This is a genomic window from Dorea formicigenerans, assembly GCF_025150245.1.
In the GTDB taxonomy this organism is placed as follows: Bacteria; Bacillota; Clostridia; order Lachnospirales; family Lachnospiraceae; genus Dorea; species Dorea formicigenerans.
Window position 1 is genome coordinate 751,431 of the sequence record NZ_CP102279.1, and the last position, 15,500, is coordinate 766,930.

The 15,500-nt window shown below is 38.1% G+C and carries 13 protein-coding genes and 1 pseudogene; 10 read left to right on the forward strand and 4 right to left on the reverse strand.

Annotated elements, in window-relative coordinates; all coding sequences use genetic code 11:
* The first annotated feature begins 192 nt into the window (after positions 1-192).
* The 3 genes and pseudogenes from NQ560_RS03835 (at position 193) to NQ560_RS15845 (ending at position 3,493) form a co-directional block, all read left to right on the forward strand.
* Positions 193-1,287: an alpha/beta hydrolase gene (locus NQ560_RS03835; protein ID WP_005331004.1), complete on the forward strand. Its 1,095-nt coding sequence runs from the start codon at positions 193-195 to the stop codon at positions 1,285-1,287.
* A 30-nt stretch (positions 1,288-1,317) separates the two neighbouring features.
* Positions 1,318-1,734, forward strand: coding sequence for a hypothetical protein (locus tag NQ560_RS03840; protein WP_005331006.1), 417 nt, complete (start codon positions 1,318-1,320; stop codon positions 1,732-1,734).
* A 175-nt stretch (positions 1,735-1,909) separates the two neighbouring features.
* Positions 1,910-3,493, forward strand: a pseudogene (locus NQ560_RS15845) (transposase).
* Between the two features lie 467 nt (positions 3,494-3,960).
* Here NQ560_RS15845 and NQ560_RS03850 read toward each other — a convergent pair.
* Positions 3,961-5,676, reverse strand: coding sequence for an L-lactate permease (locus NQ560_RS03850; protein WP_005331011.1), 1,716 nt, complete (start codon positions 5,674-5,676; stop codon positions 3,961-3,963).
* A gap of 340 nt (positions 5,677-6,016) precedes the next feature.
* Here NQ560_RS03850 and NQ560_RS03855 point away from each other — a divergent pair, with 340 nt between their 5' ends.
* The 6 genes from NQ560_RS03855 to NQ560_RS03880 all read left to right on the forward strand — a co-directional run bounded on the left by NQ560_RS03855 (position 6,017) and on the right by NQ560_RS03880 (position 12,375).
* The gene (locus NQ560_RS03855; RefSeq protein WP_005331012.1) at positions 6,017-6,649 is read left to right on the forward strand and encodes a TetR/AcrR family transcriptional regulator C-terminal domain-containing protein; all 633 of its coding nucleotides are present in this window, start codon (positions 6,017-6,019) and stop codon (positions 6,647-6,649) included.
* The gene (locus tag NQ560_RS03860) at positions 6,643-7,473 is read left to right on the forward strand and encodes a glycine/betaine/sarcosine/D-proline family reductase selenoprotein B (protein WP_005331013.1); all 831 of its coding nucleotides are present in this window, start codon (positions 6,643-6,645) and stop codon (positions 7,471-7,473) included. Before NQ560_RS03855 ends, NQ560_RS03860 begins: the two co-directional genes overlap by 7 nt.
* Positions 7,474-7,716: 243 nt before the next feature.
* The gene (farE, locus tag NQ560_RS03865) at positions 7,717-8,997 is read left to right on the forward strand and encodes a fluoroacetate reductase subunit FarE (protein WP_005331015.1); all 1,281 of its coding nucleotides are present in this window, start codon (positions 7,717-7,719) and stop codon (positions 8,995-8,997) included.
* A gap of 3 nt (positions 8,998-9,000) precedes the next feature.
* Positions 9,001-10,320: a glycine/betaine/sarcosine/D-proline family reductase selenoprotein B gene (locus NQ560_RS03870; protein ID WP_227086894.1), complete on the forward strand. Its 1,320-nt coding sequence runs from the start codon at positions 9,001-9,003 to the stop codon at positions 10,318-10,320.
* A gap of 13 nt (positions 10,321-10,333) precedes the next feature.
* Positions 10,334-11,512, forward strand: a complete 1,179-nt coding sequence (locus tag NQ560_RS03875; RefSeq protein WP_040015284.1) for a M20 metallopeptidase family protein — start codon at positions 10,334-10,336, stop codon at positions 11,510-11,512.
* Positions 11,513-11,529: 17 nt separating this feature from the next.
* Complete coding sequence (locus NQ560_RS03880) at positions 11,530-12,375, forward strand: radical SAM protein (RefSeq protein ID WP_005331019.1); 846 nt, start codon at positions 11,530-11,532, stop codon at positions 12,373-12,375.
* Here NQ560_RS03880 and NQ560_RS03885 read toward each other — a convergent pair.
* Positions 12,372-13,247 (reverse strand): LysR family transcriptional regulator, encoded by an 876-nt coding sequence (locus tag NQ560_RS03885; protein WP_005331020.1) that lies wholly within the window; start codon positions 13,245-13,247, stop codon positions 12,372-12,374. The genes NQ560_RS03880 and NQ560_RS03885 overlap by 4 nt on opposite strands.
* 135 nt (positions 13,248-13,382) lie before the next feature.
* On the opposite strand from NQ560_RS03885, the gene NQ560_RS03890 reads away from it, so the two are divergent.
* Positions 13,383-13,640, forward strand: coding sequence for a hypothetical protein (locus tag NQ560_RS03890; protein WP_005331021.1), 258 nt, complete (start codon positions 13,383-13,385; stop codon positions 13,638-13,640).
* 30 nt (positions 13,641-13,670) lie between these two features.
* Here the strand turns inward: NQ560_RS03890 and NQ560_RS03895 are convergent, their stop codons facing one another.
* Complete coding sequence (locus NQ560_RS03895) at positions 13,671-14,741, reverse strand: HAMP domain-containing sensor histidine kinase (RefSeq protein ID WP_005331022.1); 1,071 nt, start codon at positions 14,739-14,741, stop codon at positions 13,671-13,673.
* Between the two features lie 24 nt (positions 14,742-14,765).
* On the reverse strand, positions 14,766-15,449 hold the full coding sequence (locus tag NQ560_RS03900) for a response regulator transcription factor (RefSeq protein WP_005331023.1): 684 nt from the start codon (positions 15,447-15,449) through the stop codon (positions 14,766-14,768).
* Positions 15,450-15,500: the final 51 nt, after the last annotated feature.

The window sequence follows — 15,500 nt, forward strand, 5'->3', positions numbered from 1 at the left end:
CTTTTTGTGCAGTATAGAGAAGTGTACAAATTCTGAACATTCTGAATTTATGAAGAGTGAAAGATATAGAATGAAGTGGTAACATTAAATTAGAAAGAAAAGTTATTGCAGTAACTTTTTTTGAAAATTAATTCCGAAGGAAAAAATATCATGTGTTATGAATAGGGATTAAGAAACCAGGGAGGTAAAAAAATGGGACTTGAAAAATTTAGAATTCGTGATGATGTTAAATGGGCACATCCAGAACTGGAGCAGGCATATGCACTGATGGGAAATTCTGTTGGATATGCAGAAGTACTTTTAAATGATGATCTGTCATTTGAAGAACGACAGGAATTTGCAGCACATGCGGAAGATGGATTTAAAGATTACCTGCCAGATTATGATTGGAGCCGTGTAACAGAATATGAAGCAAAAGGTTGTATTGATGAACCAGATGCTCCAAAAGTAAAAGTTCTTGTTGCAAATCCAAGAGAAGGGAAATGGCGTTATAAGAGAAATAGTCCATGCATTCTTATAATTCCAGGCGGAGGACTTACAACATGTTTCCGCTTTACAGCTGCAATTGAAGATTGGGCAGATAAGTATGGAGTTCCGGTAGCAACCTTTAATTACCGCACACTTTGTATGGGCGCTCAGTATCCACAACCGATGAATGATTGTGAAGCTGCATATAATTTCCTTACAGAGCATGCAAAAGAACTGAATATTAGTGCTAATAAGATTATTATTCATGGTAATAGTTCTGGTGGACATTTGTCATTGGCTCTGTGTCACAGACTGAAAAAACGTGGAATCACACCACGCGGTTGTCTGGTATGGGTGCCGATTATTGATGATCGTCCGTTGCCACAATATCGCTCATTAAGTATAAATTCTGCATTTTGGGGTGGCTCTGATGCTGCACAATCTGCACGTCAATACTTAGGAAAAATGAACAATATGGTTGATGTTCCGGCAGAAGCATTCCCAGGACGTGCTACGGTAGAAGAATGTGTAGGATTACCACCAACATTCATTCATGCTATGGCTAATGATAATGGTGTGGATCAGGCTTATGATTATGCAAGTAAACTTGCAGCTGCAGGTGTTTATGTTGAACTTCATAACTGGGGCGGAAGTCAGCATTGTTCATTGTCAACAGCAGCAAATGTATTGGATAAAGACGATCCAACAGCAGAGTATGCACAGCTGTTTAATGCAGTGAATGAAAAGGAATTCAAGGATATGTTTGAAAACGATTTAAGACGTCCATGGACAGTCGAAGAATTTAATGAAAAGAACTGATTGAAATAATCAGATGAAAAGGTGATTATTATGGTAGAATTTAAAGAATATGAAGGACTTGGATACTTTATTGACCCAGAGAGTGATACAAAACAGGTGTTTATTCCATCCCCGCCGACTATGGCAACTGTAAAAATTAATCCAAGACCTGGGATTATTTATGTGACAGGTGGAAAAGTAAAAGAAGGATATGAGCAGTTGGAAGCGTTAAAGGATTATGCAGAAAAAAATAAAGTTGGAATTTTCTGTCCGACTTCTTTGGAGGCAGAAGAGATCTCTAAGACCTATCAGCATATCCAGAAAAGCGGAAAAGTGCTGAACATTAAAAGAAATGAATTGACAGTCATGGGAGATGCAGAACATATGGATGCTGCACAGGAAGCTGTAGATTATATGGTTGATGAATGTGATGCAGATATTGATGATGCAGAAGAGCTCACAATATAGATAGTTTTTAGAATCCTGTTTAATGAATGGGGCTGTTGCAAAAGTAGATAGATAATCTACTGGAGCAGCAGCTCCGTTTTTATGGGGCTGTGAAAAAAGAATAGTCCCCAAAAAAAGAAAGACCAAGAGTTTATAATGAACTCAAGGTCTTTCTTTCTGTTATAATTAACTTGCAATGAAAATTAATAACATAATCTATTCTAACCCAAAACAGGCAGTTTTGCCAATGCTAATTCAAGATTATTTGGACATCTGTGATCCAGTGCTGACTTTTGACAGATTTATGGGAGAAATCGAACTGGAGAAATATTTGAAAAATATTCCTCAACATTATACAGGAAGACTCAGATATGATCCGATCAGCATGCTGAAAACAGTTTTGTTTGGATTTATGGCGAATGGCTATATATCATTGCGTGAACTGGAGGATCAGTGTAAAATCAATCTCCGCTTCATGTATCTTATGGATCATCAAGCACCTTCTTACCGTACCTTCGGCTACTTCATCAACGAAGTACTTGCTGATTCCATTGAAGAAATATTTCAAGATATAAACAAAAAAATCTTCGAGACAGAGCATGTGGATCTTCAACATCTATACATTGATGGATCCAAGTTTGAAGCAAATGCGAATAAATACTTCTGGGTATGGAAAAAAGCAACCGAAAAATCCAGATACCGTCTCTTTGGTAAGATCACTACACTCTTTGAGGAAATCAATGAGGAACTTTCATGTACAGGTATGAAACTTTGTATCAATAGTGAGTACGCACCAGAGTATCTGAAGGAAGCTGCTGAACAGTATGCAGAAGTCTGGCAGATTAATGAAGCAATGTTTGTTCATGGCAGGGGACATCGCAAAACTACACAACAACGTCATTATGAGAAACTCAAAGAGTATGCTGCTAAGTTGGAAGAATACGTGGAAAAAATCAAAATCTGTGGAGAAGATCGCAACAACTACTCGAAAACAGATCATTCAGCCACTTTTATGCGAATCAAGACAGACTACATGGGAAATGACCAGTTGATTCCAGCTTATAATGTATAGGTCGGTGTTGCAGATGAATACATTGCTGTTGTTGATGTAAATCAGTATCTCTCAGATATGGATTGTTTTATTCCATTAATGAACAAGTTTTATACTACATATGGCTTCTATTCGAAGTACCCAGTAGCAGATGCCGGATATGGTTCTTACAACAATTACATCTTCTGTGAGCAGCAAGGAATGGAAAAATATATGAAGTTTCCCATGTTCAAGAAAGAGACTACGGACAAGAAGTATCATGAAGAGCCATTTCGTGCAGTAAATTTTCCAATCGGGGAAGACGGAAACATGCGTTGCCCAAACGGGAAAAACTTTTATCTTCAGTATCGAAAAAACGTAAAAGGGAACAAGTATGGGCGTCAGGAAGAAGTGTATCAGTGTGAAGACTGCTCCGGCTGTCCATACGCAAAACAATGTAAAAAGACAGACAAAAACCGTACTGTTCGGATCAACCGCGAACTTACAGCGATGCATCAGGAAGTGATAGAAAATCTCGAAAGTATCCAGGGAGCGCTTCTAAGGATGAACAGATCCATTCAGGCAGAAGGTACCTTTGGTATCATGAAAAACGACCGGTGGTACAAAAGAATTGTCCGAAGAGGAATAAAATCTGTATTGCTTGAAGTATTTCTCGTTTCTATCGGACACAATCTTTATAAATATCACAATAAACAGAAAAAGTTGCAGCTGCCGCATAGGAGTTCATAATAGCATTCTTATGGGGTAAGGGGAATTATACCATTTTTTATGTAATATAACTATTATTATAACCATAAGCAAAAGGACGCATGAAAAAACTCTCGTTTTTTCACACGCCCATAAAAAAGCCTCCGGCAGGATGCGCACTACGGCGTACAATGATGATGTCGCAAGCGTCTCAGTTTCACTTCGGTCGTTGCTAGACGAGCGTCACTGGCGCTCAGTAACGCCGCAGACGCTAGAATGTGCCGAGGCACAGTCTTTGTTATACCTTAAACAGAAAAGGATCTGTACTTTTGTTATTCAAATGTAATAACTTGTTCGGGGGTATGAAAGCTTTCGGATTTTTATACAGAGAGCAAGGGTATCGCTCAATCCTCTGATTTGATGATTTTGCGACACCCTCTGATAATATGATAATAAGAAAGTATATGTTTAAAACGACTGTAATGTTTGGACAGATGACTTTGATTCTCTTACTTTAATAATTCAGGCATTGGGTTAATTCCTGATGCCATGAAGATTCCGACAACGGTAGCAACAATTACACAGTATATGATGCAAGGAATAATGTTGGTCTTGATTAATTTACCTTCATTACCGCTGGTTCCAGTTGTAGCACATACAGATACGATATTGTTTACACATACCATATTTCCAATTGCACCACCACAGTTTTGAAGGGCTACAATCAATACCTGGGACATGCCTAGCAGAGAAGCTGTTTCAAATTGCAGGGAAGAAAATAAGGTGTTGGATACGGTACATGATCCTGACATAAAGGCGCCGAGTACACCGATAAATGGAGCGATAATAAAGTATGCACCATGAAAAATATTTGCTAGCGCATCTGCCATGACATATAACATACTACTGTTTGTATAATCAAAAGTATCAATTACTGTGGAAGCAACTTTTGCACCTATGTTAGCATTACTTGTGTAGCGATAAAGATTAACCATGGCAACACCGAAAAGTAATGCAATAGCAGCACCGGATATCTGACAAAAAGAATCTTTGATTGCTACCTTGGCTTCATGTTTACTCATTTTGTGAAGCAGAATGGTAATAAGAGCAATTAATGTAAATGGCATAATACCAGGATTCCATAAGAATTTAAAATCCCAGTTGATCGTGTCAAATCCAAGAATATGATCAATGTGCAGAATAAATGGTTCATCTGTGAGAATCGGTTTTATTTTGAAAAAGCCAACACGTGTTAAAACAAGGATAATACTGATGATTACGTATGGCATCCATGCTTTAACAGGCGACATACCTTTATCTTGTGGCTGGCTGACGGTTTGCGTTGAAAGCCAGCTTTGGTCGCCCCATTTTTCCACTCCATCAAAAGTCATAACTTCTTTTGGCATTAAAAATCCTTTTTTGGCAGCGAGGATTAAGATTGGCAATGCTGCAAGAAAAGCAACCATAGAAGTTAATTCTGGACCTACAAAAACTGCCATTGTAAGATAGAGAACTCCGACAACAACACCTGTAAGGATGCAGAATGGAAGTGCTTTTAATGCATCTTTAAAACTGTGGTTTTTTCCGAAGACTTTACAAAGGACACAAAGTCCGATAAAAATAATGAACAGACCACCAACCATATGTGGAATACAGGTCCATTTGGTCAGCATAGCGGTAAACTTATCCGGATCACCGCCAAGAGCTGTTACGGAAGAGGATACAACACTGGAAGCTGTCAGTGTTGGAACACCGACAGGCCCCGGGCAAACAGGTGTAGAGTTGTAAATTAAACATACAGCAGCTGCTGCCAACGGTGGGAATCCAAGTGAGATTAAGATTGGAGCAGAAAGTGCAGCAGGTGTTCCAAATCCGGCAGCGCCTTCGATAAATCCGGCAAATACATATCCTACAAGGATTGCTTGAATCCTGGCATCTTTTGTAATATTTGAAAAGATATTATTAATAGAAGCCATTGCGCCAGATTGTTTCAAAACATTCATAAGTAAGATTGCGCCAAAAATAATTGAAAGTGTTTCAAAAGCACTCAGAAAACCCGCAAGAGTCTGAGCACCAATTTCGAGTATTCCCATTTTCCAGATAAATCCGGCAACAAAACAGGCAACAAGCCAAGATGCGGGCAAGGCCCGTTTTGCCGGCCAGTTAAAGCCAACCATTAGTATGACGGTCAATAAAATAGGAATAGCAGCAATAAGTGCATACATAAAAAATCCCTCCTAAAATGCGAAATTTGCTTGTTTATAACAGTAGAAAATGGCACATTTCATGGTTTTAGAATAACAAAAAAAGTTGGGGATTTCATTTTACAAAGCCGTTGTCTGTTTTAAATATGAACAATAAAAAAAAGTGTGTTGTTTTTTGCTGAAAATATTGAACTAATAAATTGTATGGGATGAAAAATTAGACAAAAACGCTAAAATGTACAAAAAATAATTAATGATTGAGGTTGATTAGTTGAATAATCTATAATAGAATATTGTTAGAGAGAAAAAACATACAATTTAAAGCTTATAAGAGAGTAAATATCTCAAAGGAGTGTAATGTATGGCTAATAATCAGATAACGAAAGAAGCGTTGGCGACCGCATTAAAGAAGTTATTGGAGAAACAACCATTATCTAAAATCTCTGTCAAGCATATTACAGATTATTGTAATATAAGCAGGAACACATTTTATTATCATTTTCAAGATAAATACGAATTAATTAACTGGGTTTTTTATACGGATATGCTTCAAAATGTAAATTCGTTTAATGATCCATCTAAACTGACAGATAGCTTTTTAAATGTATGTAAGTGTTTATATGCAAATCGAAAATTCTATCTTGCATGTTTTCAGTATGTGGGTCAGAATTCATTATATGAATATCTGAATGATCTTTATTATGAAATGTGGAAAATTAATATTGATATGCGCTATTCCGAATCAGGATTTAAATTAACAGAGTCAGAGTTGCAGCTCATGGCGAAAATGAAAGCGCATTCTTTAGTTGGAATTATTTCGGACTGGGTCAAGGATGGAATGCGAGATAATTATATGAGTTATTTTGAACAAGTACATGCAGTATTGGAATTTGAAGCTTCGGGTTATGCACATTTAACAGAAGAGCGAATGCTGGGAGAGCATATGGAAAAAGCGAATATGATTGGCAGAAAGAAGTGTTTGAAAGTATGTTAGAACGTTCAGAGTATATTTATTCAATTCCTGACGGGCTGACTGGAGAAAAAAATCAAGATAACATAGTTCCATTTATTAATTATAAGGAAGCAGCGCCAAAAAGATGCCTTGAGATGTTGTTAAAAAAGCATCGGGGAGAACATTTTCAAAGTGAGGTTATCATGGTGTCGCCCGAAAAACCGAAGATACCGAATCTTCATAAAAAGCTTAATGAAGCAAAGATTCTTTTGATGACAGATGGAGGGCTGGTACCGAAAGGAAATCCTGAAGAACTTCCTTCAACAAACGCAAAAATATGTCTGGCGTACAGTATTCAGGGCTGTGAGGCATTGAAGCCAGACAAATATGAAGTCAGCCATCAGGGTTATGATAATCAGTATGTGAATGCAGATCCGAATCGTTTGTTGCCGGTAGATATTATGAGAGAGTTGGAGAAAGAAGGAATTATTGGAAAATTATGTGATATCTTTCTAACAACAGCAGGAGTGATGACATCGACAGAAGAAAGTATTCGTCTCGGGAAACGAATTGCATCTTCAATCAGACAATATGAAGTGGATGCTGTGATTATTACATCAGCGTGTGGAACAAGTACTCGATGTGGAACCTATATTGGAAAAGAAATTGAAAATATCGGAATTCCGGTTGTACAGGTTACAAATCTGACGCGCATAGCTATTGACTCTGGTAGTGTGAGGATAGTAAAAGGTAATAATGTTTGTTATCCCTTTGGAAATCCGCAATTGCCCTTGGAACAGGAAAAAGAACAGCGCAGACGATTAGTCATGGAAACGTTAAATCAGTTACAGCAGGTCATCGAATAAGAAGGAATATAAGAAAATAAGAAAAGAATCTTTTATTACAGAAAAAGAAAATCTGTAATGAGAGGTTCTTTTTTTACTAAAAAATGGTACATATATGATATTTGTAATAGAATTAGACACAATACTTTTCTGTAAATTGAGAATGAAAAAAAAGAAAGATAAAATATATACAACAGTAGAGTTTGGCTAAGTATCACTGCATGGAAGAATGCAGCGTCTCAATGTGAGAAAGGAGAAAATGCCATGAGTAAAAGGTTACAAATTGATTACATTCGTGTCAAAAAGGTTCAATTTGGAAAGAAAACAGAACTGTCAGAAGGTGTATTGACAGTCAACAAAGAAGAGCTTATAAATCAGGCAAAAAGTGAATTGTTCGGAAGTCTGGATATTAAGCTGGCTGTACCAGGAGAAAGTTGCAGAATCCTGGGAATTCATGACGTAATGCAGCCGCGTTGTAAAGCAGATGCACCAGAAACATCTTATCCTGGAATTTGGGGAAAACTTGCACCTATGGGAGAAGGCCGTACCGTTGCATTAAAAGGAGTGGTTGTATCGGATATTTATTATGCAAAATGCAACATCAAATATTATTTGGATATGGGAGGAGAATGTGCAAAATACTCTAACTTTTCCAGACATTACCATATTATTTTAGATGCGACTCCGGCAGAAGGTGTCAGTGATGCAAGTTATGCAGAGGCTTTAAAATATGCATCGTTAAGCATTAACGTTTATCTAGCAAAACTGGCAATTGCTATGAAACCGGATGAATCAGAGGTTTATGAACTGGGACCGGTAGGTCTTGGAGCGGATGGTAAACCACTTCCGAAGGTAGCATATCTGGTTACGCATATGGCTTCTCATGATACTTGGAATTTCCTTGTATATGGGCAGAGCGCGTTAGGATTTCTCCCAACAATTCTTCAACCAACAGAAGTGCTCGATGGAGCTATGGTATGGAGATATTGGGAGCCGAACTATTATCTTCAAAATGAAGTCTATATCAAAGAATTGATGAAACGTCATGGAAAAGACATTGAGTTTGTCGGTTTTGTTATGGACAACAATGTTATGAAAATTGATGGAAAAGATGCAATGAGTATGATGGCAGCTACCTTGTGTAAAGAAACTTTAAAAGCAGATTGCGTTATTGTAAATAAATCAGGTATGGGACATTGTCAGCTGGACAGCGCACTTGCATTTAACTGGGCAGAAAAAATGGGAATGACATGTGTTATGAATTTGTCTGCTGTATCTAATGATAAACCTGGTGATATGCTTGTCATATCAGATCCAAAGATTGATGCCGTTATAAACAGTGGACGAAATTACGACCTTCATCATCCGAGAGTAGATCGGGTGATTGGAGAAGGAACCAATGTGCCAAGTTTGATGGGAATAGATGTGAGAGGGCCGTTTACACATACTACGAATTTTGCTTATCAGGGAATTTGGTCACAACTGGGTGACTGTTATGTAACTACAGATTCAGATTTGCCGGAAGTACCGGAAAAGGAGGCGTAGATCATGACAGAAAAAATCAGAGTCGTACATTATATTAATCAGTTTTATGGTGGATATGGCGGAGAAGACACTGCTAGTATGGGGATTGTTATAAAAGAAGAACCAGTAGGACCAGGACTTGCTCTTGCCAAAAATTTAGGAGAAAATTATGAAATTGTAGCTACATTTATTTGTGGAGATAATTATATAGCAGAGAATACAGACGAAGTGTGTAGGCAGTTGATAGACACTGTGAAAAAATATAAAGGACAGCTTTTTGTGGCAGGGCCTGGATTTAATGCAGGAAGATATGGAATCGGTTGTGGTGCTGCGACTTCTGCGGTGACAAGAACATTGAAAATCCCAGCAGTTACTGCATTGTATGCGGAAAATCCTGGTACAGATCTCTACAAGGATCAGTGCTATATTCTTCAGACAGAAAACAATGCTGCAAAGATGCGACAGGTTGTAAAACAGGTTGCAGTTTTTGCTAAACGCCTTGTAGAAGGTGATTTTATTGGAGATGGTAAGAAGGAAGGATATCATGGATCAGGTCCGGAAATTGAAATCGACTATACAATTCCGGCACCAAAGCGAGCGTTAGCTATGTTGCTTAAAAAGTATCATCACGAGAACTTCTATACAGAAGTCATCATGCCGAACCATGAAGATATACCACTTCCGGTTCTGGATAAGCCATTAGATGAGATAAAAATAGCAGTAGTCACTGACGGAGGGCTTGTGCCAAAGGGAAATCCGGATAACCAGGTTCCGACAAATTCAAAATATTATAAGATATATGACACTCATGGAGTGGATGCACTGAATGCAAAAGATTATGAGGTCAGTCATCAGGGATACAATAATGCATTTGTACTGGCTGATCCGAACCGTCTTGTTCCGGTGGATGCACTTATGAAGTTGAAGAAAGAAGGTAAAATCGGAGAGGTATATCAGAAGTTTTATTCTACAGCAGGAGTTATGACTCCGATGGAAATGGGAAAGAAATTTGGAGAAGGAATTGCAAAAGACATGAAAGAAAATGGAGTGGATGCTGCAATTCTGACATCTACTTGAGGTACCAGCTCTCGCTGCGGTGCAGTGATGACAAAAGAAATTGAAAGAGCTGGAATCCCAATTATCCATGTAACAAATCTTACCAAAATTTCTGAGGGAATCGGTGCTCATCGAATTTTACGAGGAAATAGTGTGCTTCATGTATTTGGTAATCCGTCACTTCCACATGAGCAAGAAGTTGAATATAGAAAAGAAATGGTGGAAGAAGCATTGGAAATGCTAACAGAAAAGCCGGAAGAAGGACAACATGCTTTAATTTGTGAATAAAGGGGAGTCGGATATGTTACAGCAATATGGTGGAATTCAAGCATATGTGTTGCGGATTAGAAGGGATTTGCACAAGATTCCAGAAATAGGGCTGGAACTTCCTGAGACAGAAAAATTTATAAAAAAGGAATTAGATGCGTTGAACATACCATATGTCTGTTCAGAAAGAGGCAGTGGAATTATGGCAACCATAGAGGGTGCATATCACGGAAAAACAATTGCGTTTCGCACAGACATGGATGCTTTGCAGTTGGAAGAGGAATTAGATATTGATTATAAATCTCTATATCCGGGATATATGCATGCCTGTGGGCATGATGCGCATATGGCAATTATGCTTGGGACAGCAAGAATGCTCCTTACGTGGAAAGATTCTATGCATGGAGTGGTAAGATTAATTTTTCAGCCTGGTGAAGAAACAGCCAGAGGAGCAGAAATTGCTATTGAGGATGGATATGTTGAAAATGTCGACGCGATTTTTGGACTGCATATAGGTACTTTATTTGGAAAAGAAATTCCTTGTGGAAAGTTTATCATATCTTCAGGCTGTTGTATGGCCTCCTATGATCATTTTATTATTAAAATAAAGGGAGAATCTTGTCATGGATCAAATCCGGAAAAGGGGATTGACCCGGTTCAGATAGCTTCGCATCTTGTATTAGCACTACAGGCTATTCAGACAAGAGAACTTATGGGAACAATTGCCAGTGTGATTTCAATTGGTAAGATTATAGGTGGCAATCAGTATAATGTTATACCGGATTCAGTGATACTGGAAGGAACAACTCGTGCGGTGGATGAAAGTGTACGGCAATATTTGGCAAAAAGAATTGAAGAGATTGCAAATATGACAGCTATGACTTTTGGCGGTGAATGCGAATTCCAAATTATATGGGGAGCACCACCGGTCGTAAATGACAGATATATGGCAGATTTGGCAGCAGATGCCATAGAAGGGACTCTCGGAATTCAATATGTGGAGCGGCATATGGAGTCACCATGTATGGCAGGTGAAGATTTTGCAAATTATTTAAATATAGTTCCGGGGGCTTTTTTATATCTGAGTTCTTCTAATACAGAAAAAGGAACAGACTATCCACATCATTCTTCACGCTTCAATGTAGATGAAGATGTATTGTGGGAAGGAGTTGCTGGATTTAATTCAATAGCAAAACAGATACTTCAAAATTAGAAAAGAGGAAATATATAGTGGAATTATATACAGAAAAAGAAGTGTATCGTCCATTTTGGGAAAAGGACAGTGCATTATTAGAAACAGAGCTAGGATGTAGTTGGCATAAATGTGCATTTTGTGATTTTACAAAGGATGATTTTTATATATTTCCTCTTGAAGAAATAGAGAAAAAAGCAAAAATGCTCGTACCATATGCAAAAGCAAAAAGACGTATTTTTTTGCTGGGAGAAAATCCATTTGTAATGGATACGGGGAAAATATTGGCAATTACTGGATATGTAGAGCGTTATATGCCATGGATTCATGAAATCAGTATGTATGCAAGGGTTGATGATGTTTTAAGAAAGGATGAGAGAGAGCTTCTTGTACTACGAAAAAAAGGAATTTGTCATTTGCATATTGGAATAGAGTCTGGAAATGCAAAAGTGTTGAAACAAATGAATAAAGGTGTAACACCAGAACAGGGTATAGAAGCTTGCGAACGATTACAAAGGGCAGGAATTACATATTCAGTTACGGTAATTCCGGGACTTGGTGGTAAAAAAATGTCAGAAGAACATGCGGAAGATACTGCAAAATTTTTGAATGTCATACAACCTGAAAGAATATGGATGATTGGATTAAAAATCTGGAACGATACAGATTTGTATAAGCAATATAATCAAGGTCTGTTTGTACCTTTAGATTTACGAAGTCGTATGATGGAAGCGAAAAAAATACTGGAGAATCTGAAAATGTCAGACTGCATATTTGCGGATACAACTGTATTGAATAAATATACAGTCATAGGTAAACTGCCGTATGATAAAGAAAAAATGATAAACTGGATGAATGAATTAGCAAAAGGAACCGAAAACTAACTCGGTTCCTTTTTTGTATCAGTAAGAGACAATATCAGATTAATAAAATATTTAATCTGAGGAAGGGCTATGGCTCCATTTTGAACCAGAATATAGGTGCAACGGGTAAAGGGTGTCCCATCATTAAAGAGTAATTTCATTTTTGTTCCGTCAAAATGTTCAAGAGCAATTTCTGGTAATATTGCCCAGTCAATGCCAGAATCTACTAACTGTCTGCAAGTGGTAATATTATCTACACATATTTGAGAAGAATTTGAAAAAAGTTCTTTTTCACGAAGCCATTTAATCATTTGATTGGTGAGGTATGGGTCCGTTTTTCGACTTATGTATAAACATTCCGATAAAGATTTAGAATCCATTGAATGATTCCAAACAGCATAGACTTGTTCTTTGGCAAGTATATATTTTGGTCCATCCCAACTGTATTCTCCTCGGATAATGGCAAGGTCTAGAGATCCTTGAATCATTTGGGTATAGAGCTGACTACTTTGGTCGGTACTGACTTGGAGATTTACTTTAGGGTATGCTTCATGGTAAGAAGCAAGCTGACTGGCAAGAAAGTAAGTTCCGTAGCTGATTGAGTAACCGACGCGAAGGGTACCGGATATTTCATTATGTTCAAAATTCACTTGTTGCTTTAGTGCATCTAGTTCTTCAAGTGTGTTGCGACAAAAGTCTAAGATATGTTCCCCTGCCTTTGTAAAAAAGATACCATGCCGGGAGCGTACAAGCAAATCACAGCTAAATTCCTGCTCTATTAATTTAATACGTTTGGAAATGGCAGATTGTGTCATGAAAAGTCGTTCGGCTGTACGGGTAATATTTCGCGTTTCTCCGAGTGTAGCAACAATTAAATAGTCTTTATTGTTCATAAAAACCTCCTTAATAAGATTATATCATACATATATTCCAAAATGGAATGGAAAATAGTTCCAAAGTTTAATTTTACAAACAAAAAGGAATACTATATACTATAGTTAGAAAAAGAAAGAGGGAGGTGTAAACTTATGAAAAACACAAATTGGTATAGAAATTATAAATTAATATTTTTTGGTGTGATTTTCATATTTTTTGTATCCGCATATTTGTACTTTGAGGTGCAAGGAGAGATGTTTGGAAGTGCAAGATTTTTATTTGCAATCATGATTTTTGTTTCATTATATGGGATGGCAAAATATAAAAAGAATACAGAAGGGATTGTTTCAAGGAATACTTTGGAGAATTGGATTGCGGGGGCTCATTCAGGAGTTTTGCATATCCGATAAAAGGTAGTAAAGATTTTGGGAACAGAAAAGCTATAAAGGCAGCACCACAATGAAGGTGCTGCCTTTTCCTGTATTGCTTTCCACGGTGACTGTACCGCGATGTAGCTCTATGATTTTCTTTACAAGTGCAAGTCCCAGACCATTGCCTTCCGACTGGCGTGAAGTATCGCCCTGATAGAACTTTGTAAAGATTAGATCAGAGGTTGCCTGATCCATGCCGGGACCGTGATCCTGAACTTTGACGATGCAGGTTCCATCTTTTGTGTGAAGAGAGACAGATAATTTTCCAAACTCTGGGGAAAATTTAATTCCATTGTCCAGAAGATTGATCCATACCTGTTTTAGCAGTGCTTCATCAGCGAGGATGTCCAACTCTTCCAGATTAAGATCCAGCTTCAGATGTTTTTTGGACCACTTATATTCCAATAACAGAATTGCTTCCCGGATTTGTTCGCTTAAGGAAAATGTTGTCTGTCCGGAAAGGGAAGAGAGACTTTCAATTCTGGAAAGGTCAAGTATGGTCGTGGAAAGTTCTGATAAGCGCCTGGACTCTTCTATAATAATGTCCAGATATTCTTCGCGTTGATCTTTTGTGAGTTGGTCGGATTTTAATAATTTCGCGAATCCAAGAACGGAGACAATCGGGGTCTTGAATTCGTGAGAGAAGTTGTTGATAAAATCTGAGCGTAACATTTCTGTACAGGACAATTCTTCGGTCATGTGATTAAAACAATCAGATACTTCTCGGAATTCTGCTGGGTGTTCCAAGTGGATTTTAACATCATAATTTCCTGTGGATACTTGATGAATAGCCTCAACCAATGTATGGAGAGGTTTGAGCGGTAGGTGGCTGATCAGAAGTGTGATCAAGGTGCCAATGATAATACTGATGATCCCGGTCTGGATCAGAAGCGGAATCTGTGAGGACGGTGGTCCGGCATTGACGAAGCCATGATGGATGAGCAGGATCATAACTCCGTTTCCGAGAAATGTGGATAATAACAGTAGGACAAAGATTAAACCGGTTGTAAGAAGGTTCATTTTTGCCCGAAAATTTAGTTTTAATTTGCCTGCATTTGTATGTGTAAAGTATTTCATCATTATTTAAATCTCCATATATTTCATTTACATGAGTGCCTCTTGCACCTGTGCTTTATATCCAAGCCCCCGGATTGTTGTGATGGAAAAATCATGACAATTCTGGAACCGGTTCCGGAGACGGTTGATGTGTACGCTGACAGTCGCATCGCCGGAATCAGAATCCGGTCCCCAGATATCGTCCATAAGCTGCATGCGGGTGAATATCTGGTTTGGGTAAGAAAGCAGCTTATATAATAGAAGAAACTCTTTCTGAGGAAGCAGTTGGGTATCCTTATCTGTAGTGACGGTCAGGGCATCATAATTTAGTATAGTATGTCCAATGCGAAGCTGGTGTTCCGCAGTGATTTTTGCCCGTCGCAGAAGCGCTTTGATTCTAAGAAGAAGGACATCCTTATCAGCCGGTTTCGTCATATAATCGTCAGCGCCGGCAAGAAATCCTGTTTTTATGTCATCCGGAAGCTGCTTTGCAGTATGCATCAAGATAGGGATATCATTTTTACAATCGCGCAGAAGCTTTGTGAATGTAAACCCGTCTGTTCCGGGGAGCATAATGTCAAGAATGATGAGTGCAATATTGTTTGTCTCCATGATATGTAGTGCCTCATCGGCTGTTTCTGTGCAGATTGGAGTGTACCCGGCGGCCAGAAGAATTGTTTTTAAATAGCGTCGTATATTTTTGTCATCATCAATAATCAAAATTTGTAGCATAGAAAAGCCTCCAATTCAACTGATGTAAATTTTTCAGTGCTGTTGTCTCCT

Excerpts from the sequence above, each read along its gene's own strand:
- NQ560_RS03835 (WP_005331004.1), top strand. The coding sequence starts at position 193 with ATGGGACTTGAAAAATTTAGAATTCGTGATGATGTTAAATGGGCACAT.
- NQ560_RS03840 (WP_005331006.1), top strand. The coding sequence starts at position 1,318 with ATGGTAGAATTTAAAGAATATGAAGGACTTGGATACTTTATTGACCCA.
- NQ560_RS03850 (WP_005331011.1), bottom strand. The coding sequence starts at position 5,676 with ATGTATGCACTTATTGCTGCTATTCCTATTTTATTGACCGTCATACTA.
- NQ560_RS03855 (WP_005331012.1), top strand. The coding sequence starts at position 6,017 with ATGGCTAATAATCAGATAACGAAAGAAGCGTTGGCGACCGCATTAAAG.
- NQ560_RS03860 (WP_005331013.1), top strand. The coding sequence starts at position 6,643 with ATGTTAGAACGTTCAGAGTATATTTATTCAATTCCTGACGGGCTGACT.
- farE (WP_005331015.1), top strand. The coding sequence starts at position 7,717 with ATGAGTAAAAGGTTACAAATTGATTACATTCGTGTCAAAAAGGTTCAA.
- NQ560_RS03875 (WP_040015284.1), top strand. The coding sequence starts at position 10,334 with ATGTTACAGCAATATGGTGGAATTCAAGCATATGTGTTGCGGATTAGA.
- NQ560_RS03885 (WP_005331020.1), bottom strand. The coding sequence starts at position 13,247 with ATGAACAATAAAGACTATTTAATTGTTGCTACACTCGGAGAAACGCGA.
- NQ560_RS03890 (WP_005331021.1), top strand. The coding sequence starts at position 13,383 with ATGAAAAACACAAATTGGTATAGAAATTATAAATTAATATTTTTTGGT.
- NQ560_RS03895 (WP_005331022.1), bottom strand. The coding sequence starts at position 14,741 with ATGATGAAATACTTTACACATACAAATGCAGGCAAATTAAAACTAAAT.
- NQ560_RS03900 (WP_005331023.1), bottom strand. The coding sequence starts at position 15,449 with ATGCTACAAATTTTGATTATTGATGATGACAAAAATATACGACGCTAT.